Source organism: Pseudomonas sp. GW821-FHT09A09 (assembly GCF_059418405.1).
Genome location: NZ_JBWKPU010000023.1, coordinates 23,778 through 45,241, shown reverse-complemented (window position 1 = coordinate 45,241; position 21,464 = coordinate 23,778). Strand labels below are relative to the sequence as shown.

The 21,464-nt window shown below is 62.9% G+C and carries 19 protein-coding genes; 17 read left to right on the top strand and 2 right to left on the bottom strand.

What is annotated here, in order from left to right:
* The first annotated feature begins 55 nt into the window (after window positions 1-55).
* From AC07OV_RS19815 to AC07OV_RS19790, 6 genes are all read left to right on the top strand, one after another.
* Window positions 56-856 (top strand): glucose 1-dehydrogenase, encoded by an 801-nt coding sequence (locus AC07OV_RS19815; RefSeq protein ID WP_494997031.1) that lies wholly within the window; start codon window positions 56-58, stop codon window positions 854-856.
* Window positions 849-2,675 carry a glycoside hydrolase family 15 protein gene (locus tag AC07OV_RS19810; protein ID WP_494997030.1) on the top strand — a complete coding sequence of 609 codons (1,827 nt, stop codon included), beginning with the start codon at window positions 849-851 and terminating at the stop codon, window positions 2,673-2,675. The genes AC07OV_RS19815 and AC07OV_RS19810 overlap by 8 nt, the downstream gene beginning before the upstream one ends.
* Window positions 2,676-2,725: 50 nt before the next feature.
* Entirely contained in the window at window positions 2,726-3,205 is a 480-nt protein-coding gene (locus tag AC07OV_RS19805) for a cysteine hydrolase family protein (RefSeq protein ID WP_495092824.1), read from the top strand.
* Window positions 3,202-3,750, top strand: coding sequence for a GNAT family N-acetyltransferase (locus AC07OV_RS19800; protein ID WP_495092823.1), 549 nt, complete (start codon window positions 3,202-3,204; stop codon window positions 3,748-3,750). The genes AC07OV_RS19805 and AC07OV_RS19800 overlap by 4 nt, the downstream gene beginning before the upstream one ends.
* Before the next feature lie 121 nt (window positions 3,751-3,871).
* Entirely contained in the window at window positions 3,872-4,231 is a 360-nt protein-coding gene (locus AC07OV_RS19795; RefSeq protein WP_495092822.1) for a VOC family protein, read from the top strand.
* 84 nt (window positions 4,232-4,315) lie between these two features.
* Entirely contained in the window at window positions 4,316-5,242 is a 927-nt protein-coding gene (locus AC07OV_RS19790; protein WP_495092821.1) for an alpha/beta fold hydrolase, read from the top strand.
* Here AC07OV_RS19790 and AC07OV_RS19785 read toward each other — a convergent pair.
* Window positions 5,212-6,180, bottom strand: a complete 969-nt coding sequence (locus AC07OV_RS19785; protein WP_495092820.1) for a GlxA family transcriptional regulator — start codon at window positions 6,178-6,180, stop codon at window positions 5,212-5,214. The two genes, AC07OV_RS19790 and AC07OV_RS19785, sit on opposite strands and share 31 nt — an antisense overlap.
* A 90-nt stretch (window positions 6,181-6,270) precedes the next feature.
* On the opposite strand from AC07OV_RS19785, the gene inhA reads away from it, so the two are divergent.
* Complete coding sequence (gene inhA, locus AC07OV_RS19780; protein ID WP_495092819.1) at window positions 6,271-6,951, top strand: isonitrile hydratase; 681 nt, start codon at window positions 6,271-6,273, stop codon at window positions 6,949-6,951.
* A gap of 126 nt (window positions 6,952-7,077) precedes the next feature.
* Here the strand turns inward: inhA and AC07OV_RS19775 are convergent, their stop codons facing one another.
* The gene (locus tag AC07OV_RS19775) at window positions 7,078-7,707 is read right to left on the bottom strand and encodes a LysE family translocator (protein ID WP_495092818.1); all 630 of its coding nucleotides are present in this window, start codon (window positions 7,705-7,707) and stop codon (window positions 7,078-7,080) included.
* 159 nt (window positions 7,708-7,866) lie between these two features.
* On the opposite strand from AC07OV_RS19775, the gene AC07OV_RS19770 reads away from it, so the two are divergent.
* From AC07OV_RS19770 to AC07OV_RS19725, 10 genes are all read left to right on the top strand, one after another.
* A complete protein-coding gene (locus tag AC07OV_RS19770) occupies window positions 7,867-8,382 on the top strand; it encodes a sigma-70 family RNA polymerase sigma factor (RefSeq protein ID WP_495092817.1) in 516 nt (171 codons plus the stop codon).
* Window positions 8,369-9,319, top strand: coding sequence for a FecR domain-containing protein (locus AC07OV_RS19765; RefSeq protein WP_495092816.1), 951 nt, complete (start codon window positions 8,369-8,371; stop codon window positions 9,317-9,319). The genes AC07OV_RS19770 and AC07OV_RS19765 overlap by 14 nt, the downstream gene beginning before the upstream one ends.
* Before the next feature lie 105 nt (window positions 9,320-9,424).
* Window positions 9,425-11,911, top strand: coding sequence for a TonB-dependent siderophore receptor (locus tag AC07OV_RS19760; protein ID WP_495092815.1), 2,487 nt, complete (start codon window positions 9,425-9,427; stop codon window positions 11,909-11,911).
* 418 nt (window positions 11,912-12,329) lie between these two features.
* Window positions 12,330-13,769, top strand: coding sequence for an undecaprenyl-phosphate glucose phosphotransferase (locus AC07OV_RS19755; RefSeq protein WP_176999337.1), 1,440 nt, complete (start codon window positions 12,330-12,332; stop codon window positions 13,767-13,769).
* Window positions 13,769-15,229 (top strand): mannose-1-phosphate guanylyltransferase/mannose-6-phosphate isomerase, encoded by a 1,461-nt coding sequence (locus AC07OV_RS19750; protein ID WP_495092814.1) that lies wholly within the window; start codon window positions 13,769-13,771, stop codon window positions 15,227-15,229. Before AC07OV_RS19755 ends, AC07OV_RS19750 begins: the two co-directional genes overlap by 1 nt.
* A gap of 1 nt (window position 15,230) precedes the next feature.
* The gene (locus AC07OV_RS19745) at window positions 15,231-16,142 is read left to right on the top strand and encodes a glycosyltransferase family 2 protein (RefSeq protein ID WP_495092813.1); all 912 of its coding nucleotides are present in this window, start codon (window positions 15,231-15,233) and stop codon (window positions 16,140-16,142) included.
* A gap of 29 nt (window positions 16,143-16,171) precedes the next feature.
* Window positions 16,172-16,948 carry a polysaccharide biosynthesis/export family protein gene (locus tag AC07OV_RS19740; RefSeq protein ID WP_176999340.1) on the top strand — a complete coding sequence of 259 codons (777 nt, stop codon included), beginning with the start codon at window positions 16,172-16,174 and terminating at the stop codon, window positions 16,946-16,948.
* A gap of 14 nt (window positions 16,949-16,962) precedes the next feature.
* Window positions 16,963-18,954: a GumC family protein gene (locus AC07OV_RS19735; protein WP_495092812.1), complete on the top strand. Its 1,992-nt coding sequence runs from the start codon at window positions 16,963-16,965 to the stop codon at window positions 18,952-18,954.
* Complete coding sequence (locus AC07OV_RS19730) at window positions 18,954-20,144, top strand: glycosyltransferase (RefSeq protein WP_495092811.1); 1,191 nt, start codon at window positions 18,954-18,956, stop codon at window positions 20,142-20,144. Before AC07OV_RS19735 ends, AC07OV_RS19730 begins: the two co-directional genes overlap by 1 nt.
* Window positions 20,134-21,462 carry a cellulase family glycosylhydrolase gene (locus tag AC07OV_RS19725; RefSeq protein ID WP_495092810.1) on the top strand — a complete coding sequence of 443 codons (1,329 nt, stop codon included), beginning with the start codon at window positions 20,134-20,136 and terminating at the stop codon, window positions 21,460-21,462. The genes AC07OV_RS19730 and AC07OV_RS19725 overlap by 11 nt, the downstream gene beginning before the upstream one ends.
* Window positions 21,463-21,464 lie beyond the last annotated feature (2 nt).

The window sequence follows — 21,464 nt, the reverse complement described above, 5'->3', positions numbered from 1 at the left end:
TCCACGGCGCCGCACCAGTCAGCTGAAAGGACTCTCATAAAACGGTGGGTGGGCGATGCAGATTTCGTTGCAGCAACAAGTGGCCCTGGTCACCGGCGCCAGTTCCGGCATCGGCGCAGGCGCGGCCAAGGCCCTGGCCGAAGCCGGCGCGGCGGTGGTGCTCAATTACAACTCCCAGGCAGCGCCGGCAGAAGCCCTGGCGGCGCAGATCAACGCCAGCGGCGGGCGGGCAATCGCCCTTGGTGGCGACGTGTCCAAAGAGGCCGACGTCGAACGCCTGTTCGCTCAAACCCTCGATGCCTTCGGCCACCTGGATATCCTGGTGGCCAATTCCGGCCTGCAGAAAGACGCCAACCTGGTCGACATGACGCTCGACGACTGGAACACCGTGATCGGCGTCAACCTCACCGGCCAGTTCCTGTGCGCCCGCGCCGCCGTGCGTATCTTCAATCGCCAGGGTGTGCGTGACGGTGTGTCGCGGGCGGCCGGCAAGATCATCCACATGAGTTCGGTGCACCAGGTGATCCCCTGGGCCGGGCACGTGAATTACGCGGCGTCCAAAGGCGGCGTGGAAATGTTGATGCGCACCCTCGCCCAGGAAGTCAGCGAACAACGTATCCGCATCAACGGCATTGCGCCCGGGGCGATCCGTACCGCAATCAACCGCGCCGCCACCGAAGGCGCAGCCGAAAAAGAACTGCTCAAGCTGATCCCCTACGGTCGTGTGGGCGATGTCGAAGACGTCGCCAACGCGGTGGTCTGGCTGGCCAGCGATGCTTCTGATTATGTGGTGGGCAGCACCCTGTTCATCGATGGCGGCATGAGCCTGTATCCGGAGTTCCGTGGCAATGGTTGATTTCAACAACGAACCTCAGAGTGCCATCGATGCCCACGGCATCATCGGCGACATGCGCAGTGCCGCGCTGGTCAACGACAAGGGCAGCATCGACTTCTTCTGCTGGCCGGAATTCGACAGCCCGTCGATCTTCTGTTCGCTGCTGGACACGCCTCAGGCCGGTGCCTTCCAGCTCACCCCTGACCTGCCCAACGCTCGCCGCGAGCAGATCTACCTGCCCGACACCAACGTGCTGCAAACCCGTTGGCTCAGCGATGCAGCCGTGGTGGAAATCACCGACTTGCTGGTGATCAGCGAGGACATCGACGACCTGCCGCTGCTGGTGCGGCGGGTACGGGTGGTCAGCGGCAAGGCGACGATCCACCTGCGTTGCGCCGTGCGTCATGACTATGCGCGCACGCCTACCCAAGCCAGCGCCGTGGACGCCAAGGTGCTGTTCACTGCCGACAGCCAACCCGGCCTCCTCCTCGCCAGCAGCCAGCCGTTGCAGATCGAAGACGACGCAGCCGTCGCCACCTTCACCCTGGCCCAGGACGAAGGCGCCGAGTTTGTGCTCGGCGGTGAAGACGACGAACGCGTCGACAGCCGCTGCACCGACCTCGCCCTGGCGCACACCTTGAAGTTCTGGCGCGGCTGGATCGCCCAATCCAACTACCGTGGGCGTTGGCGTGAAATGGTCAACCGCTCGGCCCTGGCGCTCAAGCTGCTGACCTCGCGCAAGCACGGCGCGATCATCGCCGCTGCCACGTTCGGCCTGCCCGAGACGCCCGGCGGCGAGCGCAATTGGGACTACCGCTACACCTGGATCCGCGACGCCTCATTCACGGTGTATGCGTTCATGCGCCTGGGCTTTGTCGAGGAAGCCAACGCCTATATGCGCTGGCTCAAGGGCCGGGTCAGCGACTGCTGTGGCCAGCCGACCAAAATCAACATCCTCTACGGCATCGACGGCCGCCAGGAGCTGCCCGAAGCCACGCTTGCGCACCTGAGTGGCCACGGCGGCGCCCAGCCGGTACGCATCGGCAATGAGGCGTTCGACCAGATCCAACTCGATATCTACGGCGAGCTGATGGACGCGGTGTACCTGGTCAACAAGTACGGCGAAGCCATCTCCCACCAGGGCTGGAAACACACGGTGGAAGTCGCCGACCAGGTCTGCGAGATCTGGAACACACAGGACGTGGGCATCTGGGAAATGCGCGGCGAACAGCATCACTTCCTGCACTCGCGACTGATGTGCTGGGTGGCGCTGGACCGTGCGATCCGCCTGGCGTCCAAACGCTCGCTGCCCGCCCCTTTCGCCCGCTGGGATGAAACGCGCCAAGCCATCTATGCCGACATTTGGAGCAATTTCTGGAATGAAGAACGCGGCCACTTCGTGCAGCACATCGGCAGCACGGCGCTAGACGGTTCGATGTTGCTGATGCCGTTGGTGCGCTTTGTCGCAGCCACCGACCCGCGTTGGTTGAGCACACTGGAAGCGATCCAGAAAAGCCTGGTGCGCGACGGCATGGTCTACCGCTACCGCAACGACGACAGCCAGATCGACGGCCTGCAAGGCACCGAAGGCGCGTTTGCCGCCTGCTCGTTCTGGTACGTCGAATGCCTGGCCCGCGCCGGGCAAGTGGAAAAGGCTCACCTGGAGTTCGAGCAGTTGCTGCGCTACGCCAACCCCTTGGGCTTGTACGCCGAAGAGTTCGACAGCCAGGCCCGGCACCTGGGCAACACGCCCCAGGCCTTGAGCCATTTGGCATTGATCAGCGCGGCGACCTTTCTGGACCGCAAACTCAGCGGGGAGAAGACCACCTGGCAACCCTGAGGCGGCCTGTGCACAATGGGCAGCCCCTCGGGCCGCCCTAAGGAGCTGCAATGCGCCAGGTACTGCTGATCATCGACGTGCAACCGTCCTTCAATCCGCCCGCGTGGCTAATCGACGGCATCAACGCCCTGCTCGGCCACTTGCCGTCGGTGGCCACCGTGGAACGTCACGACGAAAGCATCACCCCCTTCGCCCGCCAACTGGGCTGGCAGCCCGCACCGGACGACCACAGCCTGATTGCGGCGGATCGCATCTTCATCAAGCACGGTTATGCGCCCACACCCGAGACGATCGCCTACCTCAAAAGCCTGGCGCCTGAACGTGTGTTGGTGTGTGGCATCCAGACCGACACCTGTGTGCTGGCGGCGGGTTTTGCGTTGTTTGATGCCGGGTTGCAGCCGACGTTGATCAGTGATTTGACGGTGGGGTCGTCGCTGGATCGGTCGGGAAAATTGGGGGTGGATTTGTGGCGGCATCATTTTGGAAAGGTGGTGGATCGCGATCAGGTCATCGCAGCGATAACCCCATGAGCCCTTTTCCCACGCTTTCGACGCAACGCCTGTCTCTGCGGGAATTGGTGGCGAGCGACGCGCCAGCCTTGTTTGCCATTCACAGTGATAGCGACCACATGCGCTGGTTCGGCGCAGAGCCCATGACCCACCCTGCCCAAGCCCAGGCCCTGATCGAGACCTTTGCCCAATGGCGCACCCAGCCCACCCCCGGCACACGATGGGGAATCGAGCATGCGGGCAACTTGATCGGCAGCTGCGGCCTCTTCAAATGGAACCGCAGTTGGAACAGCTGCGCCCTGTCCTTCGAACTGGCGCCTGCAGCCCGTGGCCAGGGTTTGATGAGCGAAGCGCTGCGGGCGATCCTCGATTGGGGGGTCTCTCACCTGCAATTGCATCGTGTGGAAGCCCTGGTGCATCCACAAAACATAGCCTCCCTCGCCTTATTGCAAGGCCTGGGCTTCGCCCTTGAAGGAACATTGCGAGAAGCCGGTTTCTGGCAAGGCCAGCGACATGACCTCATGGTGTTGGGGCTGTTGGGGCGTGAGTGGCTAGACAAAAAATAGGCTGTACATAAGGATAGCGATGCCATTCACCGCGCCCGGCATTCGAAGGAAAGAACATGACCGCTCGAATTCAAGTAGATGTCCACCTACCCTTCCGGCCAACGCAGGCACTATTCGGTTGATGCCCATTATTTCTGTGCTGATCCATGTCCCTGACTGGAGTACGGCAACCGCGTGGTATGCAGGTGCCTTTCCCTCGGCCAAGCGTATTTATCACGAGCCCGATGACTTTGGTCATCTGGACGTGGAAGGCGTAGCGCTCGAGATTGTCAATGCCGACAGCAAGGTGGCGTGCGGAGCGGCGGGATCGGTGGTGTATTGGCAAGTGGAAGACCTGCCCCTGGCGGTACAACGGTTACAGGGCCTGGGCGCGACGCTGTATCGCGGCCCGCTTGCCATCGAGGGCGGCGATTGGATATGCCAAGTGCGCGACCCTTGGGGTAATTGCATCGGATTACGCCAAGTGGGCCTAGACAAGTAACCCCCCTGCCTTAAACCGCACCACGCGCCGTCATTGGTTTGGGCTAAAGTCTGTACACCTTCGGCTACTGCGTTCGAGCCCACCATGAGTCCAACTGCTTCGCGGCTTTATGTCCGTACCCCGATGCTCAATGTGGCGTATGAGGCCCACGGTCCCGCCAGTGGCGAGCCGGTGATCCTGCTGCATGGTTTTCCCTATGACCCGCGTGGCTATGACGAGATCACGCCGGTGCTGGCCGAGCGTGGCTACCGGGTGCTGGTGCCGTACTTGCGCGGGTATGGCCCGACGCGGTTTGTCAGTGAGCAGGTCATGCGCTCCGGGCAACAGGCGGCGCTGGCCACGGATTTGCTGGATTTCATGGATGCACTGTCGATCCCCCAAGCCACCCTTGTCGGCTTTGACTGGGGTGGGCGTGCGGCGTGCATCGTCGCGGCGCTGTGGCCGCAGCGGGTGCGTGCGCTGGTGACCGGGGACGGCTACAACATCCAGGACATTGCCAAGTCACTCAAGCCCAGGGCGCCGGAGACGGAGCATCGGCTGTGGTACCAGTTCTACTTTCATACACAGCGCGGCGTGGACGGCTTGACCGCCAACCGCCGCGAGTTGTGTGAGCTGTTGTGGCGCTTGTGGTCGCCGACCTGGGCCGAGGGCCCGGGGTTGTATGCCAAGACGGCGCCGTCGTTCGATAACCCGGATTTTGTCGAGGTGGTGATTCATTCGTACCGCCACCGTTTCATGTACGCCCCGGGCGACCCGGCCTTGGAGCCCATTGAACAAGCCCTGGCGCTGAAACCGCCGATTACGGTGCCAAGCATTTCCTTGTGCGGCGCCGACGATGGCGTGGGCCCTGCGCCGGTGGAAGATGACGACGTGGACCACTTCACCGGCTTTTATCGCCGCCAGGTGCTGCCCGGCGTTGGCCACAATGTGTTCCAGGAAGCGCCGCAGATCACCCTTGAAGCGCTGCAGGCATTACGTGCCTACGCCACCGGTGAAAAACGCTCGCGGTAGGCCTGGGGCGTCACCGACAAGGTCCGCAGAAAGCTGCGGCGCAAGGTTTCTTCACAGCCGAAACCGCACTGCACGGCGATGCGTTTGATCGAGGCGCTGCTGTCCGCCAATTGCCGGCGTGCAGTTTCCACGCGGATCAGCTCGACGGCCCGTGCCGGGGTCTGGCCGGTCTCGGCGCGGTAGTGGCGCACAAAGCTGCGCTCACTCATGCCCGCCTGGGCGGCCAGGGTGGCGATGTTGAGGTCGAGGGTGAGGTTTTCTGCCATCCAGGCGTGCAGCTGGGCAAAACGGCTGTCGCCCTTTTGCAGGGACAGCGCCACGCTGAATTGCGATTGGCCACCTGGGCGCTTGAGAAACACCACCAGGTGCCGCGCCACTTCCAGGGCGATGGCGCGTCCCATGTCCTCTTCCACCAGCGCCAGGCACAGGTCAATGCCTGCGGTGACACCGGCTGACGTCCAGATGGCGCCTTGCCGGATGAAGATCGGGTTGGACTCCACCGTCAGCAACGGAAACTTGCGCGCCAGTTCTTCGCAGCGCGTCCAGTGGGTGGCCACGCGGCAACCGTCGAGCAAACCACTGGCCGCCAGCAGGAACGCACCGGTGCACACCGACGCCATGCGCCGGGTATGCCGGGCCTTTTCGCGTACCCAGTCGACCAGCGCCGTGTCTTCGGCAGCGCCGTACACGCCCCAGCCACCGGCGATCACCAGGGTGTCACAAGGCTGGTCGACGGCGGGTAGCGGCTCGGCCACCAGGGCAAGGCCAGCCGAGGTTTTCACCGGCTCTGATTGAGCGGCGATCACCGACACCGCGTAGGGCAGCGGCAACCCGCGTTGGCGTGCCAGGTCATTGGTGGAGGCGAACACTTGCAGGGGCCCGGTTACGTCGAGCACCTGGGCATTGTCGAAAGCGAGTACGTGGATGAGTCGGGGCATGATTGGCGTGATTTGTGGGTTCAATGGCGTATTCGCCAAAGCCTAGGCCTCTACAGTAAAGCCGTCCACCCCTTTATCGGAGCTTCATTCATGACCTTGCAGATCGGCTTTCTGTTGTTTCCCGGTATCCAGCAACTCGACCTCACCGGCCCGTATGACGTGCTCGGCTCATTGCCCGACGTGAAGCTGCACCTGGTGTGGAAGGACCTGGCGCCCGTCACGTCCAGCACCGGGTTGGTGTTCACCCCGACGATGACCTATGCCGAGAGCCCAAACTTGGACGTGATCTGCGTACCGGGTGGTTCCGGCGTGGGTGCGCTGATGGAAGACCCGCACACCCTGGACTTCCTCAAGGCCCAGGCACAGACCGCGCGCTACGTGACTTCGGTGTGCACCGGTTCGCTGGTGCTGGGTGCAGCAGGTTTGCTGCGCGGTCGCAAAGCCACCACCCATTGGGCTTACCACGACCTGCTCGCCCCGCTCGGCGCGATCCCGGTGCAGGCGCGCGTGGTGCGTGACGGCAACCTGCTGACCGGCGGCGGCATCACCGCCGGGATCGATTTTGCCCTGACCCTGGCGGCCGAGCTGTACAGCGAAGCGGCCGCGCAACTGGTGCAATTGCAGATTGAATACGCACCGGCGCCGCCGTTCGATTCGGGCAGCCCTGAGACCGCGCCCAAGCATGTGCTGGAAGAAGCACGCAAACGCACCGCCGAATCGCGCAAGACCCGTGGCGAAATCGTCGCACGGGCCGCTGCGCGTCTGGGCTGACAACACCTGTAGGAGCCGGCTTGCCGGCGATGGCGTAACGTCAGCGAGCCTCTCTGAAACTGATATACCGCGATCGCCGGCAAGCCGGCTCCTACAGGGGGGTCGCGGCGGCCAGGTTTTGCCGGGTCAGGTTGGGCGGGACATCAACGCCAATCGCGCCGCGAGCACCATCAGCACGGTCGCCAGCCCCCATTTTTGCAGCCAGGCGCTTTGGGAGCGGCTGGAAAAGAACCGGCTCAACGCGCCACCGAACATGCCCAACACGCTGTGAAACACCGTGGCAATCAACGTCAGCACCCCGCCGAGCATCAACAATTGCAGGGCAATGGGCCCCGCCTGCGGTTGCACGAACTGGGGCAGGAACACCACAAAAAACAACAACGCCTTCGGGTTGAGCAGGCTGTTGAGCGTGGCGTGCATAAACACCCGCCCAAGTGGCACAGGGTTGACCTGATCAGTACCCGGCGCAGGGCTTTTCTGCAAGGTCTTGAACACCAGCCACAGCAAGTAGACCACTCCCGCATACCGGATCAGATCAAAGGACGGCGGCCAACTTGCCACCAGCGCCGTCACGCCCGTGGCGGTCAACGCCGTCAGCAGCAGGTCGGCCACGCTGATGCCCAGGGCCGCGGCCATGCCACCGCGCCAGCCGTGGGAAACACCGTGGCTGATCACAAAGGCCATGTTCGGCCCCGGCGATAACAGCAGCAACAAGACTGCACCGCAAAACACCGCCAGGGTCGCCAGGTCGATCATGCTCAAGCCCTCCACCGAGAAACCCCGGAGATTAATCCGCACACGTGGGGCAAACAAAAAATTGTGCTGGATACATTGTTCATGGCTGATTGCTCATTGCCATAAGTCACGCTTAGAATGCGAAACATTATCAATTAAGCCTGTTGTGCCAGGACCTCCATGTCGAGCGACCACCCTCTGGATCATGCCGCCATCGGCCAGCTCTACCATACCCACCACACCTGGCTGCGCGGATGGTTGAGTCGTCGCACCGGCTGCCGTGAACACGCCGCCGACCTGGCCCAGGAAACCTTCGTGCGCCTGCTTAACGCACGCAAACAACAGACGTTGCAGCAGCCGCGCGCCTACCTGAGCAGCATCGCGCGCTGCCTGATGATCGATCAGTATCGTCGTCGCGAGCTGGAACGAGCCTACCTCGAGAGCCTCGCCCACTTCCCGGAAGTCGAGGTGCCCTCGGAAGAAACCCGGTTGCTGATCCTCGACAGCCTGGAGCGCATCGACCGCCTGCTCGACCAGCTCAAGCCACGGGTGCGCGAAGCGTTTTTGCTGGCGCAACTGGACGGCCTGACCTGCGCGCAAATCTCCCTGCGCCTGGGCGTGTCCAGGGCGACGGTGGAACGTGACTTGTCCAAGGCACTGCACGCCTGCTATCGGTTGCGCTATGCCGAATGCTGACCCGCGCCTGGTAGACCAGGCTATCCAGTGGATGATCACGCTGCGTTTCAACATTGCCGATGACGCCAGCACCGCCGCATTCGAACAATGGCTGCAAACCAGCGTCGAGCACCAGCGGGTGTGGCAACGCGTGGCGACAATGAATGATGATTTCAGCCGTCTGCCCGCGCAGCTTGGTCGGCACACCCTCGATGGCGCACGCCAACGCATCAGCCGCCGCGAGGGCCTGAAGCTGCTGGGCCTGTTTGCCGGTGCGACGGGGCTGGCGTGGTTCGGTCGCGACTACACGCCCCTGCCCGCCCTGATGGCCGACCATCGCACCGCAACCGGCGAGCAACGCTGGGTAGCATTAAGCGATGGCAGCAATATCCTGCTCAACAGCGCCACGGCCATCGACACGACGTTCAACGCGCAACGGCGACAGGTACACCTGCGCCAGGGCGAGATGCTGGTACACACCGGCACCGATAGCCGACCGTTCTGGGTTCAGACACGCGACGGATACCTGCGCGCCCTCAGCAGTCGCTTCCTGGTGCGCGAGGAATCCAAAGGCACCCTGCTCGCCGTGCAACAGGGCGAGGTGGCGGTGTACGCCCACAGCAACAGCCCCCATGCCCGCCAACTACTCAAACCAGGCGAACACATCCTGTTCAACCCGAACGGCCTCTACGCCCCCCTCGCCAACGGCCTGGACCCTTGGGCCTGGAGCGATGGCGTGATCAGCGCACACAACATGCGCCTGGACGACTTCCTCACCGAACTGGCCCGCTACCGCAACGGCTTGGTGCGCTGCAGTGAGGCGGTCGCCGGGTTGCGGGTGTCGGGCACCTACCAACTGGCGGACACCGACCAAGTGCTGACACTGGTGGCGCAATCGCTGCCGGTGAGCCTCAACTATCGCAGCCGTTTCTGGGTCACCGTTACACCCCGGGTTTAATGTCCAAAAAATAAATGAGGTGAATTCGCATTGCCGTTCGACCTGTAAGGAAAGGCCGATTAACAGGCCGGTTCCATCCCCTTCTTTCAGGAGCACCCCGCGGTCATGCAAGCGTTCCCCTCCCCACGTTCCCCTCTCAAGCGCGCCGTGCAGGCCGCCTTGCTCGGCGCCTGCCTGGGCGCCTGCGCCCTGCCCCCGGCCGTAATGGCCCAGGCCTCGGCCACGGATAACCAGGCGCGCGATTGGCACATTGCCCCCGGCCCCTTGGCCAGCGCCCTTGACCAGTTCGCCCGCCAGGCCGGCATCAGCCTGTCGTATGACGCCACCAGCGTTGCCGGTAAAACCAGCCAGGGCCTCGACGGCAGCTTCGACCGCGAACAGGCCTTGGGCCAACTGCTGCGCGGCCAGGGGTTGCAAGCCCAGCGCCAAGGCAGCACCACCTGGCTGTTGTTGCCGCAACTGGCCGAATCCGGCGCCTTGAACCTGGGGGCCACCACCGTGACCGGCGACCGCTTGGGCGCCCTTACTGACGGCACCGGTTCCTACACCACGGGCGCCGTCACCCTCGGCAAAGGCGAACACAGCCTGCGGGAAACACCGCAGTCGGTGAGTGTGATGACCCGCCAGTTGATGGACGACCAAAACGTCACCACCATCGACGACGTGATGGAGCGCACCCCGGGTATCACCACTTATGAATCGCCCATGGGAGGGAAATATTTCTACTCCCGCGGTTTCAAGATGCTCGGCCAGTACCAGTACGACGGCGTGCCGCTGGACATCGGCAAGGACTACGTCCAAGCCGACAGTTTCACCGCCAACATGGCCATCTACGACCGGGTCGAAGTCCTCAAGGGCGCAGCCGGCATGCTCAAGGGTGCAGGCACCGCCAGTGGCGCGGTGAACTTCGTGCGCAAGCGCCCCCAGGCAAAACCCACCACCAGCCTGTCCCTGTCGGCCGGCACCTGGGACAACTATCGCGCCGACGTCGACACCGGTGGCCCGCTCAATGAAAGCGGTACCGTGCGCGGCCGCGCGGCGGTGAGCCAACAGAATCGCGGCTCTTATATGGACATCCACAAGCGCCAGGACCAGGCCTTCTACGGCGCCCTGGACATGGACCTCACCCCCGACACTACCCTGGGCCTGGGCGCCAGCTATGAAGATGTCGACGCCACACCCTGCTGGGGCGGCCTGCCCCGCTACAGCGACGGCAAGAGCGCCCACCTGAGCCGCTCCACCTGCCTGGGCCAGGCCTGGAACGACTGGCAAAGCCGGCGCGCCACGTTCTTCGCCGACCTCACCCATCACTTCAACGATGACTGGAAAATCAAAGTCGCTGCGGTGCACAGCCGCAACCTGCAAGACACCAAGTATGCCGCCAGCGAAGGCACGATCGCCTACGGCAACCCGGTCCCTACCGCCAACTCGTATGCGGCATTGATGGATTACGACCACCGGGATTTCGGCCTCGATGCCTATGTGGATGGCAAGTTCGAAGCCTTTGGCCTCGAGCACGAGTTGATCATCGGCGCCAACGGCAGCCGAGGCACCCAGGACGATGTGTACGCGATCCAGAACCTGCCCACCCGCCAGAGCATCTACCAGCCCGATCACCACTTCCCGGAACCGGCCAACGACACGTTCTGGCCCAACATGTACCGCGGCGGCACGGTTAAGGAAACCGCCACCCAATACGGTACCTACGCTACCTTGCGCCTGCGCCTGGCCGAACCGCTGATGGTGATCCTCGGCAGCCGCGTGAGCTGGTACGAGAACCGGCGCCAGTCCAATAACCTGGCCTGGGGCGAGTGGGCCGTGCAGGATGCGCGCACCCGGGAAACCGGTGAGGTCACCCCGTTCGGAGCGGTGATCTACGACCTCAACGAACACCTTTCGGTGTACGCCAGCTACGCGGATATCTTCCAGCCGCAAAGCTCCTATGCCACGGTCGATGGCGCGGCGCTCAAGCCGAAGATCGGTGACAACTATGAGCTGGGCATCAAGGGCGAATGGTTCGATGGGCGTCTCAACAGCTCCCTGGCGCTGTTCCGTGCCGTCGAGAAAAACGGCGCCGAAACCGACTACACCACCCAATGCGGCAGTTCGGCCGACGGCTTTTGCTACACCGATAAAGGCAAAGTACGTGCGCAGGGCGTCGAGGCCGAGGTCAGTGGCGAATTGCTCGATCGCCTGCAGGTTTCCGGTGGCTACACCTACACCCAGACCAAATCGCTGAAGAATATCGACAGCGCCGTGGAGGGTGGTGTGTCCAACAGCTACGTGCCACGGCACATGCTGCGGATGTGGGGCGACTACCAGCTCGACGGCGCCCTGTCGAAGTGGAGTGTCGGCACCGGTGTGAATGCCCAGAGCAGCAATTACCGCTTGCAGGGCATCAAGCTCGAACAGCCCGGCTACGCCATATGGAGTGCACGATTGGCCTACCGTGTGGACGACACTTGGACCTTGGCGTTGAATGGCAACAACCTGTTCGATAAAAATTATTACCAAACCGTGGGCACCGCTTCCTGGGGCAACTTCTACGGTGAACCGCGTAATTTCACCGTGAGTTTAAAAGGCAACTTCTGATCCCGCGAAAGCCCCAGTGGCAGGGCACTTAGTGCGCCCTGCCACCCCTTCTTTGTCCCCCTTTCCTACGTCTATTCGAAAAAGGTTTTCCGGTTAAACAGGAAAATTCTCACATTTGTTCCTACACTCAAAATCACACCCCATCACCGAGTGTCCGGACAAGGAAAGTCAATAAAATGCCGCAAAAAAGATTAATTAATGTGTCTAGCACGCCACCTCCGCACCATCGTCAATTCGTTGACTGAGCAATAAAAAGGAACACTCCTTAAGTCACTACCCCGCAGGTTTCCTCCGTCCAGGATGGAGTAATTGCGTTTTACCCAGAGTAGCCGTAGTTCGACTCGCGCTCTAAAGCAGTTCGCTGCCTTATTGAACAAACAGCCGAACAGAGAGCCTGGAGTGCAATGAGGGATGTTTTATGCGAGAGAAGTCGTCAGTCGATAGCCTGTTTTTGACGCGCGCCGGTTTTGTTGAGTTCTTTGTTGTTTTCGTCAAATTGATCCATGGCCTGACGGCCATCTTGCCACCGCTGGTCCTGGTGTATTTCCTCGACCCGATGGACCCCGAAATGCGCCCTCATTTCCTCGGTCTGCTGCTGTTTTTCGCGGTCATGACCATCATTATGTTCCAGGCCATGGGCATCTATTCCGAAGAGCTGTTCAGCAATCGCCTGCGCCTGCGCACCAAAGTGGTGGCCTGGACCGCGGCGTTTTGCATCCTGCTGTTCATGTACCAGATCCTGCAGATGTTCCCGCAACTCAACCCCCATAACCTGGCCGCCTGGTACTTCGCCAGTCTGGGTTTGCTGTGCGTTGAGCGCCTGGTGATGCTGCGCCTGTACCGCAACCTGATGCGCAAGGGCAAATACCTGCAACGCACGGTGATCCTGGGTTTCACCGACACCGCCGTGCACGTCGCCGACCACCTGCAACGCAACGGCGATATCCGCTCCGGCCTGATCGGCTTTATCGATGACCGCACCGAACGCATTCCCAAGGAGCTGAGCAACCTGCCGCTGCTGGGTAATACCCGCGACTTGGAAAAGCTGATCCGCTCCGAAGAGGTCAACCAGGTGATGATCTGCCTGCCCTGGGCCGCCGAGCAGCGCATCCATGGGCTGGTCAACCGCCTGCGGCAGATGTCGGTCAACGTGATGCTGGTGCCCGACATGGCGGCCCTGCGCTACGGCCACAGCCGTATCACCGACGTGGGCGGCATCCTGATGTTCAACACCTCGCAGTTGCCGCTGCGGGGTTGGTCGCCGTTTATCAAGCGTTGTGAAGACTTGCTGCTGGCCAGCCTGGCACTGGTGGCGCTGTCCCCGGTGATGCTGGCGACGGCGATCGCGATCAAGCTCGACTCCAAAGGCCCGGTGCTGTTCCGCCAGAACCGTTATGGCTACAACGACAACGAGATCCGCGTGTTCAAATTCCGCTCGATGTTCACCGACCAGAGCGACTTCACCGCCGAGCAGCAGACCACCCGCCAAGACCCGCGCATCACCCGCGTGGGCCGCATCATCCGCAAGACCAGCATCGACGAGCTGCCGCAGCTGTTCAACGTGCTGCTGGGCAACATGTCCATGGTCGGCCCGCGCCCCCATGCCACGGCGACCAAGGCCGCCGGCATTCCGTTCGAAGTGGCGGTGAGCGAGTACAGCTCGCGGCATCGGGTCAAGCCGGGCATCACCGGCTGGGCGCAGATCAACGGCTACCGGGGTGAGACCGATACCCTGTTCAAAATCCAGAAACGTGTCGAGTACGACCTGGAGTACATCTCCAAGTGGTCGGTGTGGTTTGACTTGTACATCGTCTTCATGACGGTCCCCGCCGTCCTGTCCACCAAGGAGGTCTATTGATGAATACCCTCAACGGATTGATTCCCTGCATTATTTCCGGTGGTTCGGGGACTCGGCTGTGGCCGGTGTCCCGGCAGAACATGCCCAAGCCGTTCATGCGCATGCGCGACGGCCAGAGCCTGCTGCAAAAGACTTTCCAGCGCGCCGCCAAGTTGCCGGGCGTGGAAAGCGTGCTCACGGTGACCAACCGCGACCTGCTGTTTCGCACCCTGGATGACTACCGTGGGGTGAACAAGGCCCACCTGCCCCTGGACCTGTTGCTGGAGCCGTTCGGCCGCAACACCGCGGCGGCCATCGCGGTTGCGGCGTTGCACGTGCAGGAGCATTTCGGCGACCAGGCCCAGCTGCTGGTGATGCCCGCCGACCACCTGATCCTCAATGAAGTGGCGTTCGCCCACGCCGTGACCCAGGCCCGCGACCTCGCCGAGGCTGGCTACCTGGTGACCTTCGGCATCCAGCCCGACCACCCGGAAACCGGCTTTGGCTACATCGAAAAAGGTGACGCGCTGGGCACCGGCAACCGGGTCAAGCGCTTTGTCGAAAAGCCCGACCTGGCCACCGCTCAGGCCTACCTCGACGGCGGCAAGCACCTGTGGAACGCCGGCATGTTCTGCTTCAAGGCCAGTACGCTGGTGGATGAACTGGCCACCCATGCGCCGGACGTGCTCAGTGCCGCAAAAGCAGCGCTGGAACACAGCCAGAGCCTGCAGAGCAAGACCTCGCGCCAGCGTGAGCTGGAGGCCGAAGCCTTTGGCAGCGCACCGGACATCTCCATCGACGTGGCACTGATGGAAAAATCCAAACAAGTGGCGGTAGTGCCGTGCGACATCGGCTGGAGCGACATTGGTTCCTGGGAAGCCCTGCGCCAGCTCACCCCGAGCGACGCCCATGGCAACCAGGTCAATGGCGAGGCGATTTTGCATGATGTGCACAACTGCTACATCGACTCGCCCAAGCGCGTACTCGGCGCCGTCGGTGTGCGTGACCTGATCATCGTCGACACCCCCGACGCCCTGCTCATCGCCGATGCCAACCGCAGCCAGGATGTGCGTTACATCGTGGCCGAACTCAAACGCCAGAACCACCCGGCGTTCAGCCTGCACCGCACCGTCACCCGGCCGTGGGGCACCTACACCGTGCTGGAGGAAAGCAGCCGCTTCAAGATCAAGCGCATCGTGGTCAAGCCCCAGGCGTCGTTGTCGCTGCAGATGCATCACCACCGCAGCGAACACTGGGTGGTGGTCAGCGGCGCTGCGCAGATCACCAATGGTGAGCGCGAATTCTTGATCAACGCCAACGAGTCCACCTACATCCCGGCCGGGCACAAGCACCGCCTGACCAACCCCGGCATCATCGACCTGGTGATGATCGAGGTGCAGAGCGGCGAGTACCTGGGCGAAGACGACATCGTGCGCTTCGATGACATCTACGGGCGTGCGCCCCTCGACGTGAAAAAATAATATGCGCACCTCGTTGATCATCCCGACCCGCAATGCGTCCAGTCACCTGGCGCGGCTGCTGCCTGCGCTGCACATGCAGCGCCTGCAACCGGACGAGATGCTGGTGGTCGACAGCGCCTCCAGCGATGACACCGTGGCGCGCTTTCGCGAATTTGGCGCGCGGGTCGAAGTGATCGATGCCCGTGACTTCAACCACGGCGGCACGCGGCGCTGGGCCAGCGAGCAGGTCGATGGCGAGGCCTTGATCGTGATGACCCAGGATGCGATCCCGGCCGACCCCGACACCTTCGCCAACCTGCTCGACGAACTGCAGCAAGACCCGCTCAACGGCGTGGCTTACGGCCGTCAGTTGCCGCACCCGGGTGCCGGGGTGCTGGGCGCGCAATCGCGGCACTTCAACTACCCGGACCAGAGCCGCAGCAAAAGCCTGGCCGACGCACCGGAACTGGGGATCAAGACCTGCTTCAGCTCTGACTCGTTTTCGGTGTACCGGCGCAGCGCCTTGCAGGCGGTGGGTGGTTTTCCTGCCGATGTGATCGGCAGCGAAGACGCCTACGTGGCCGCACGCATGCTGCTTGAAGGCTACAAGGTGCGCTACGCCGCTTCGGCGCGGGTGTACCACTCCCACGATTACCGACTCATGGATGAGTTTCACCGCTACTTCGACATTGGCGTGTTCTACGGTCGCGAGCCATGGATCCGCCAGGCCTTTGGCGACGCGGGCGGTGAAGGTAAACGCTATGTACTGGCTGAGCTCGCGGCGTTACGCGCAGCCGGTGCATTGCACCGCGTACCCGAAGTACTGGTGCGCAGCGCGTTCAAGTTGCTCGGCTACCGGCTGGGCCATCTGGAACGCCGGCTCCCCCTCGCCCTCAAGCGGCGCATCAGCATGTTCCCCGGTTATTGGAGGTGAGCATCATGACCAACAGGAAGTCCCAATTGATGAAACGAACCCTGCTCGTCCTGGCCATGATTGCCTTGGCCGCCTGCAATACCCCTGCGCGCATCGTCCGGCCGGATGGCCAGGCCGTCGAGGACGGCAAGCGCGCCCTCGAACAGTTGGCACAACTGCCCCAGGCCGTGGAGCGCATCCGCGTCGGCGACCAGCTGCGCATCGTGCGTGATGCCGGGGAGATGCCGACGCTGTCGGCGTTCAACGTCAGCACCATCTACGAGCTGACGCTGTACACGGTGCAAACCGACGGCAAGATCAACTACCCGTTCCTGGGGCCGATCCAGGTGGCCGGGCGCCAGCCTTCGGAGCTGGCGGCGGAGCTGAGCAACAAGCTTGCCCCGGTCTACCGCGAACCGCGGGTGACGGTAAACATCAACCAGGCACCGGGTAACTCGGTGATCGTCGGCGGCGCGGTGAACAACCCGACGGCGGTGCAGATCGGCACGGCCAACACCCTGGAGCAGGCCATCATTGGCGCCGGTGGGGTGAACCCTGCGGGCGATGCCAGCATGGTCGCCTTGCTGCGCGAAGATGCCCAGGGCGCCTACCACGCCTATTTCCTGGACTTCAGCCAGTACCTCAGGCCCGGCCCCAACGGGCGCAAACCGGTACGCCTGCAACGGGGCGACGTGGTGTTCGTGCCTAAATCCAATGTGGGCGAACGCATCCAGGGAGTGGATACCTACTTGAACCAATTGATCCCATTCACCAAGTCCATCGGGGTCGGCTACAACTACACCCGAACCAGCGGCGGCAATAACTAAAGGAGCGACATCCCATGATCGAGATCCGTTCTTTTCGTGATCTTCTGCGCTTGTTCTTCATCTTCCGGCACGAGTTCAAACTGGCGGCGATTGCCGCGCTGGTGATCATCCTGCTGGGGGCGTTCCTGCTGCCGGCCAAGTACGAATCCACCGCGCGCCTGCTGGTCAAGCCAGGCCGTGACTCGACCCTGCCGATCGAGATCAGCAACCGCCAGGCGCTGGTCATGCCCAGCACCCAGCGTGACCCGATTGTCGACGAAGAGCGCCTGCTGACCGGGCGCCCGATCGTGCGCGCAGTGGCCGAGCACTACCTGGAAATCATCGAAAACGCCCCACCACCCGAGGGCTTCTGGAAGCGCACCAAGTACTACGTCAAGGCCGGTATCGGTGGCGTGTTCGATGGCTTGCGCGTGGTGCTGGAAACCGTCGGCATCGTCGAGAAGACCACGCCCGTGGAACGCTTGGCCGCCAGCCTTGAGAAGAACTTCGAGGTCAGCCACGCCGCAGGCTCCACGGTGATGGACATCAGCTTCAAGTGGGGCGACCCGGAAATCGCCCAGGCCGTGGTCAAGAACTGGGTCGAAACCTACATCGCCGAACGCACCGAGGCGTTGGGCCGCAAGAGCCTGTACGCGTTCTACGAAGGCCAGGTGAACACCAGCGCCAACGAGATCAAGAGCTACAAGCAGCAGATCCTCACGCACCTCAATGAGATCGGCGCGGCGAGCATCACCGACCGCCTGGAAGACCTGTCCGAGCGCATCAACGTGCTGCGTGGCGAAACCTTCAACACCACGCGTTTGATCGCCTCCTCCGACAGCGCCATCGCCAGCACCCGCGAGCAGCTCAAGGGCCAGCCCAAGGAAGTGACCACGGTTCGCCAGATCGCCCTCAACCCGCAGCAGCAAGACCTGCGTCGCCTGCTCAACCAGAAGCTGCTGGAAAAGGCCGACATGATGCGCACCTACACGGATAACGCGCCGCCGGTCAAAGCCCTGGATGCGTCGATCCAGGCCATGCGGGTGCAGGTTGCCAGTGAAAGCAACACCGTGCAGAGCTCGGAAAACCGTGCGCCGAACACCCTGGAAATCCACTTGCAGCGCGTGCTGCTGGATGAAACCAGCAACAACCTGGCGCTGCGCACCCAGTTGGTTCAACAACAGAAACAACTGGTGAACCTGGAATCGCAACGCAAGGAGGCGCTGGAGATTGAACCGGAGCTGGCCCGCCTCTCCCGCGAGCTGAATACCACCGAGCGCAACTACGCGCTGTACGTGGACAACCTGGAAAAATCGCGCATCGACCGTGAGCTGGACAACAGCCAGATCAGCAACATCGCCGTGATCGAAGAAGCCACCCTGAACCCGGGCCGCATCTTCCCGAAAACCCTGGTGATGCTGGTGCTGGCGATCCCGTTTGCCATCGTCGTCGGGCTGCTGGTGATCTACCTGTGCTACCTGCTGGACCAGCGTATTCACGACGGTGGCCTGGTGGAGCGCAAGTTCGGCCTGCCGCTGTGGACCACCCTGCCGGAACTGGACACCACCACCGCGCAGAGCACCAACGCGTTCAACGCCAGCATCTATCGGCTGTACAGCCTGCTGCAGCCTGATCGCATTGCCGACCATGGCCTGACACTCGGGCTGACCTCAGCACGCCACGGCGAAGGCGTGACCTTCGTGGTCGAGCAACTGCGCCTGTTGCTGCAAGAGAACGGCATCAATGTGCGTGTTGGCGGCTCGGCGCCGGCCGAACCGGGTGAGGTGGTGCTGCTGGATGCTTCAGCGTTACTGGACAACCGCGAAGCGTTTATCACCCTGCGCCGTGCCGACCTGATCGGCCTGGTGGTGGAAGCCCAGAAGAGCACGGTGCCGGTGGTGGAACATGCGCTGTCGATCCTCAACACCGCGTTCGGCAAGGTGGACGGCATCATCATCAACCGTCGCAAATTCGAAGTACCGGCCAAGGTACTTCGGACCATCGCCAAGTACCGGGGGGCGTTCTGATGCGCATCGCCCTGCTCGCCCCTCTGCCGCCGGAAAAAAACGGGATCGCCGATTACGCGAACCATTTCAAGGCGGCCCTGGAGCAAGTGGGCGTGACGGTGGCGACACCGTTGACGGGCGTCGAAGGCAGCACCGAGGCGATCAAGCGCGCCATCGACGGGTTCGACTGGCAGAGCGTGGACCTGGTCCACGCCGAGCTAGGCGGCGGGCGGCTCGGCGAGTTCCTGGCCCTGCGCGAGCTGCGCAAGGCCTACCCCAACCTGCCGCTGACCGCCACCGTGCATGACCCGGAGCGCATTGTGTGGCGGCGCGAACACCTGCCCTTCCCGCTGAACCTGCTGGAACGCCTGCCCAGCCCGCTGCCCCAGGCAGCGGTGGTGTTGGCCGACCCGCTGACGTTGCGCGAAGAGCGCCAGGTCGCCAAAGGCCTCACGCGGCTGATCACCCTCACTCGCCTGGGCGCCGATTGCCTGAGCGAACGCATGCAACTGCCGGCCGGCAAGGTGGCGGTAATCAACCACGCCAACCTGGCCATTCCTCCGGCACCGCTGCCTTCGCTGGACACCTTGCACCTGCTGTATTTTGGTTTTATCTACCGTGGCAAAGGCATTGAAGACCTGTTGCAGGCATTGGCCGACGTCTTCAAGAGCGCCCCCGAATTGCGTGACCGTGTGCGCCTGACCCTGGCCGGGGGCACCGCCCCTGAAATGGCGTTCGGCGCGGGCGGCAACTACCTGGAGCAGCTGAACAGCCAGATCGCCGAATTGGGCCTGACGGGTGTGATCGACTGGCGTTTGAACCTGCCCGCCGATGAAATTGCCCAGACGATCCAGGCGCACCATGTGATGGTGCTGCCGTACCGTGAATCGAAAAAGCTCGGCCTGCTGGGCCGCCAGCGTGGCACCAGTGGCGCGTTGTCCTGGGCCACCGCCTGCGGGCGCGGCGCGATCACCTCCAACGCCCGCGCGTTTGCCGAAGAGGTGGCAAGCGGCAACGGTGCGATCTTCCCCGAGGGCGATGTGGCGGCATTGAGCGAACAGTTATTGCGCCTGGCGCGCACGCCGTTGCTGGCTCGGGACTGGGCGGAACGCGCCGGGGAAATCGGCCGCGAACGCCTGTGGCCCCTGACCGCGCAAAAGTTCAAGCAGCTGTTCGAGCAAGCGATTGCGGGAGTTCCCTATGGCGCGTAAACGCACCTATCTGGCCACCCTTGCCGTCATCGCCGCCCTGGGCCTGACCGCCTTCCTGTGGGGGCGCCAGGCCGACGCTGAGAACCATGTGCTCAAAGGCAGCAAGGTGGTGGTGTGGAAAGACTTCCTGGGGGTGAACGCGCAGTTCCTGTGGTTCAGCCCCACGCTCTACCAGAAGCAGATCGACCGTCTCAAGGCGCTGGGCCTGGAGTGGGTGCGCCTGGACCTGCATTGGGATCAGCTGGAACCTGCGCAGGGCCAGTACCAGATCGCCACGCTGGACCAACTGGTGGGCAACCTGCAAACCAACCAGCTCAAGTCGGTGTTCTACCTGGTGGGCTCGGCGCCCTTCGCCACCACCGCGCCGGTGGGTGCGCCCTATCAGGACCAGTACCCGCCCAAGGATCCGAACCTGTTTGCCAACCGCATGGCGTTGCTGTCCCAGCGCTACCCCAGCGTGAATGCCTGGCAGGTGTGGAACGAGCCCAATTTGCTCGGCTTCTGGCGCCCGGTGGCCGACCCGGCCGGTTACGCCACCCTGCTCACCGCCACTGCCGCCGCGTTGCGCGCCGTAGACGCAAACAAACCGGTGGTGGCGGCGGGCATGGCGTTTTTCAGCGAGATGCCCAACGGCCAGACGATGCTCAGCGCCCTCGGCGCGCTCGGTGTGGCGAGCCTGAATACCATCATCTCGTATCACCCCTACACCCAACTGCCCGAAGGCAACGACCCGTCCAACCTGGATTTCATCAGCAAGACCACCACGCTCAACCAGGAGTTGCGCAACGGCGGCGTGCAAACCCTGTGGAGCACCGAATGGGGCTGGTCGACCTACCCGGGGCCCAAGGACGCCCAGGACCTGATCACCCAGCAGGGCCAGGCCGACTACATCGTGCGGCGCGTGGCGCTTATGAGTGCGATGGATTACGACAAGATCTTCCTGTTCACCCTCAGCGACCTCGACCAGCGCGCCAGCGTGCGTGACCAGTATTACGGCTTGCTGGATATCGACGCGAACCCCAAGCCGGCCTACACCGCGCTGAAGAACTTCCTCGATGTGAGTGGCCCGCAACTCACCCCCGGCGACCCGCCCACCGCCGACAGCTTGCCCGACGGCCTGTTCAGCATTGGCTGGACCCGCGCCGATGGGCACAAGCTGTGGTTCTTCTGGTCGGCCGAAGGCGGCAGCGCGCACTTGCCCAACTTGACCAATGCCACCCTCTACGACCCGTTGCGCGGCACGCAAACCCCGGTGAGTGGCACCAGCGGCCTGACCGTACCGGTCAAGTCGAACCTGCAAATTCTGTTATGGGATTGAAG

What these genes read in the sequence shown, in the direction of transcription:
- AC07OV_RS19815 (WP_494997031.1), top strand. Translation starts at nt 56, where the DNA reads ATGCAGATTTCGTTGCAGCAACAAGTGGCCCTGGTCACCGGCGCCAGT.
- AC07OV_RS19810 (WP_494997030.1), top strand. Translation starts at nt 849, where the DNA reads ATGGTTGATTTCAACAACGAACCTCAGAGTGCCATCGATGCCCACGGC.
- AC07OV_RS19805 (WP_495092824.1), top strand. Translation starts at nt 2,726, where the DNA reads ATGCGCCAGGTACTGCTGATCATCGACGTGCAACCGTCCTTCAATCCG.
- AC07OV_RS19800 (WP_495092823.1), top strand. Translation starts at nt 3,202, where the DNA reads ATGAGCCCTTTTCCCACGCTTTCGACGCAACGCCTGTCTCTGCGGGAA.
- AC07OV_RS19795 (WP_495092822.1), top strand. Translation starts at nt 3,872, where the DNA reads ATGCCCATTATTTCTGTGCTGATCCATGTCCCTGACTGGAGTACGGCA.
- AC07OV_RS19790 (WP_495092821.1), top strand. Translation starts at nt 4,316, where the DNA reads ATGAGTCCAACTGCTTCGCGGCTTTATGTCCGTACCCCGATGCTCAAT.
- AC07OV_RS19785 (WP_495092820.1), bottom strand. Translation starts at nt 6,180, where the DNA reads ATGCCCCGACTCATCCACGTACTCGCTTTCGACAATGCCCAGGTGCTC.
- inhA (WP_495092819.1), top strand. Translation starts at nt 6,271, where the DNA reads ATGACCTTGCAGATCGGCTTTCTGTTGTTTCCCGGTATCCAGCAACTC.
- AC07OV_RS19775 (WP_495092818.1), bottom strand. Translation starts at nt 7,707, where the DNA reads ATGATCGACCTGGCGACCCTGGCGGTGTTTTGCGGTGCAGTCTTGTTG.
- AC07OV_RS19770 (WP_495092817.1), top strand. Translation starts at nt 7,867, where the DNA reads ATGTCGAGCGACCACCCTCTGGATCATGCCGCCATCGGCCAGCTCTAC.
- AC07OV_RS19765 (WP_495092816.1), top strand. Translation starts at nt 8,369, where the DNA reads ATGCCGAATGCTGACCCGCGCCTGGTAGACCAGGCTATCCAGTGGATG.
- AC07OV_RS19760 (WP_495092815.1), top strand. Translation starts at nt 9,425, where the DNA reads ATGCAAGCGTTCCCCTCCCCACGTTCCCCTCTCAAGCGCGCCGTGCAG.
- AC07OV_RS19755 (WP_176999337.1), top strand. Translation starts at nt 12,330, where the DNA reads ATGCGAGAGAAGTCGTCAGTCGATAGCCTGTTTTTGACGCGCGCCGGT.
- AC07OV_RS19750 (WP_495092814.1), top strand. Translation starts at nt 13,769, where the DNA reads ATGAATACCCTCAACGGATTGATTCCCTGCATTATTTCCGGTGGTTCG.
- AC07OV_RS19745 (WP_495092813.1), top strand. Translation starts at nt 15,231, where the DNA reads ATGCGCACCTCGTTGATCATCCCGACCCGCAATGCGTCCAGTCACCTG.
- AC07OV_RS19740 (WP_176999340.1), top strand. Translation starts at nt 16,172, where the DNA reads ATGAAACGAACCCTGCTCGTCCTGGCCATGATTGCCTTGGCCGCCTGC.
- AC07OV_RS19735 (WP_495092812.1), top strand. Translation starts at nt 16,963, where the DNA reads ATGATCGAGATCCGTTCTTTTCGTGATCTTCTGCGCTTGTTCTTCATC.
- AC07OV_RS19730 (WP_495092811.1), top strand. Translation starts at nt 18,954, where the DNA reads ATGCGCATCGCCCTGCTCGCCCCTCTGCCGCCGGAAAAAAACGGGATC.
- AC07OV_RS19725 (WP_495092810.1), top strand. Translation starts at nt 20,134, where the DNA reads ATGGCGCGTAAACGCACCTATCTGGCCACCCTTGCCGTCATCGCCGCC.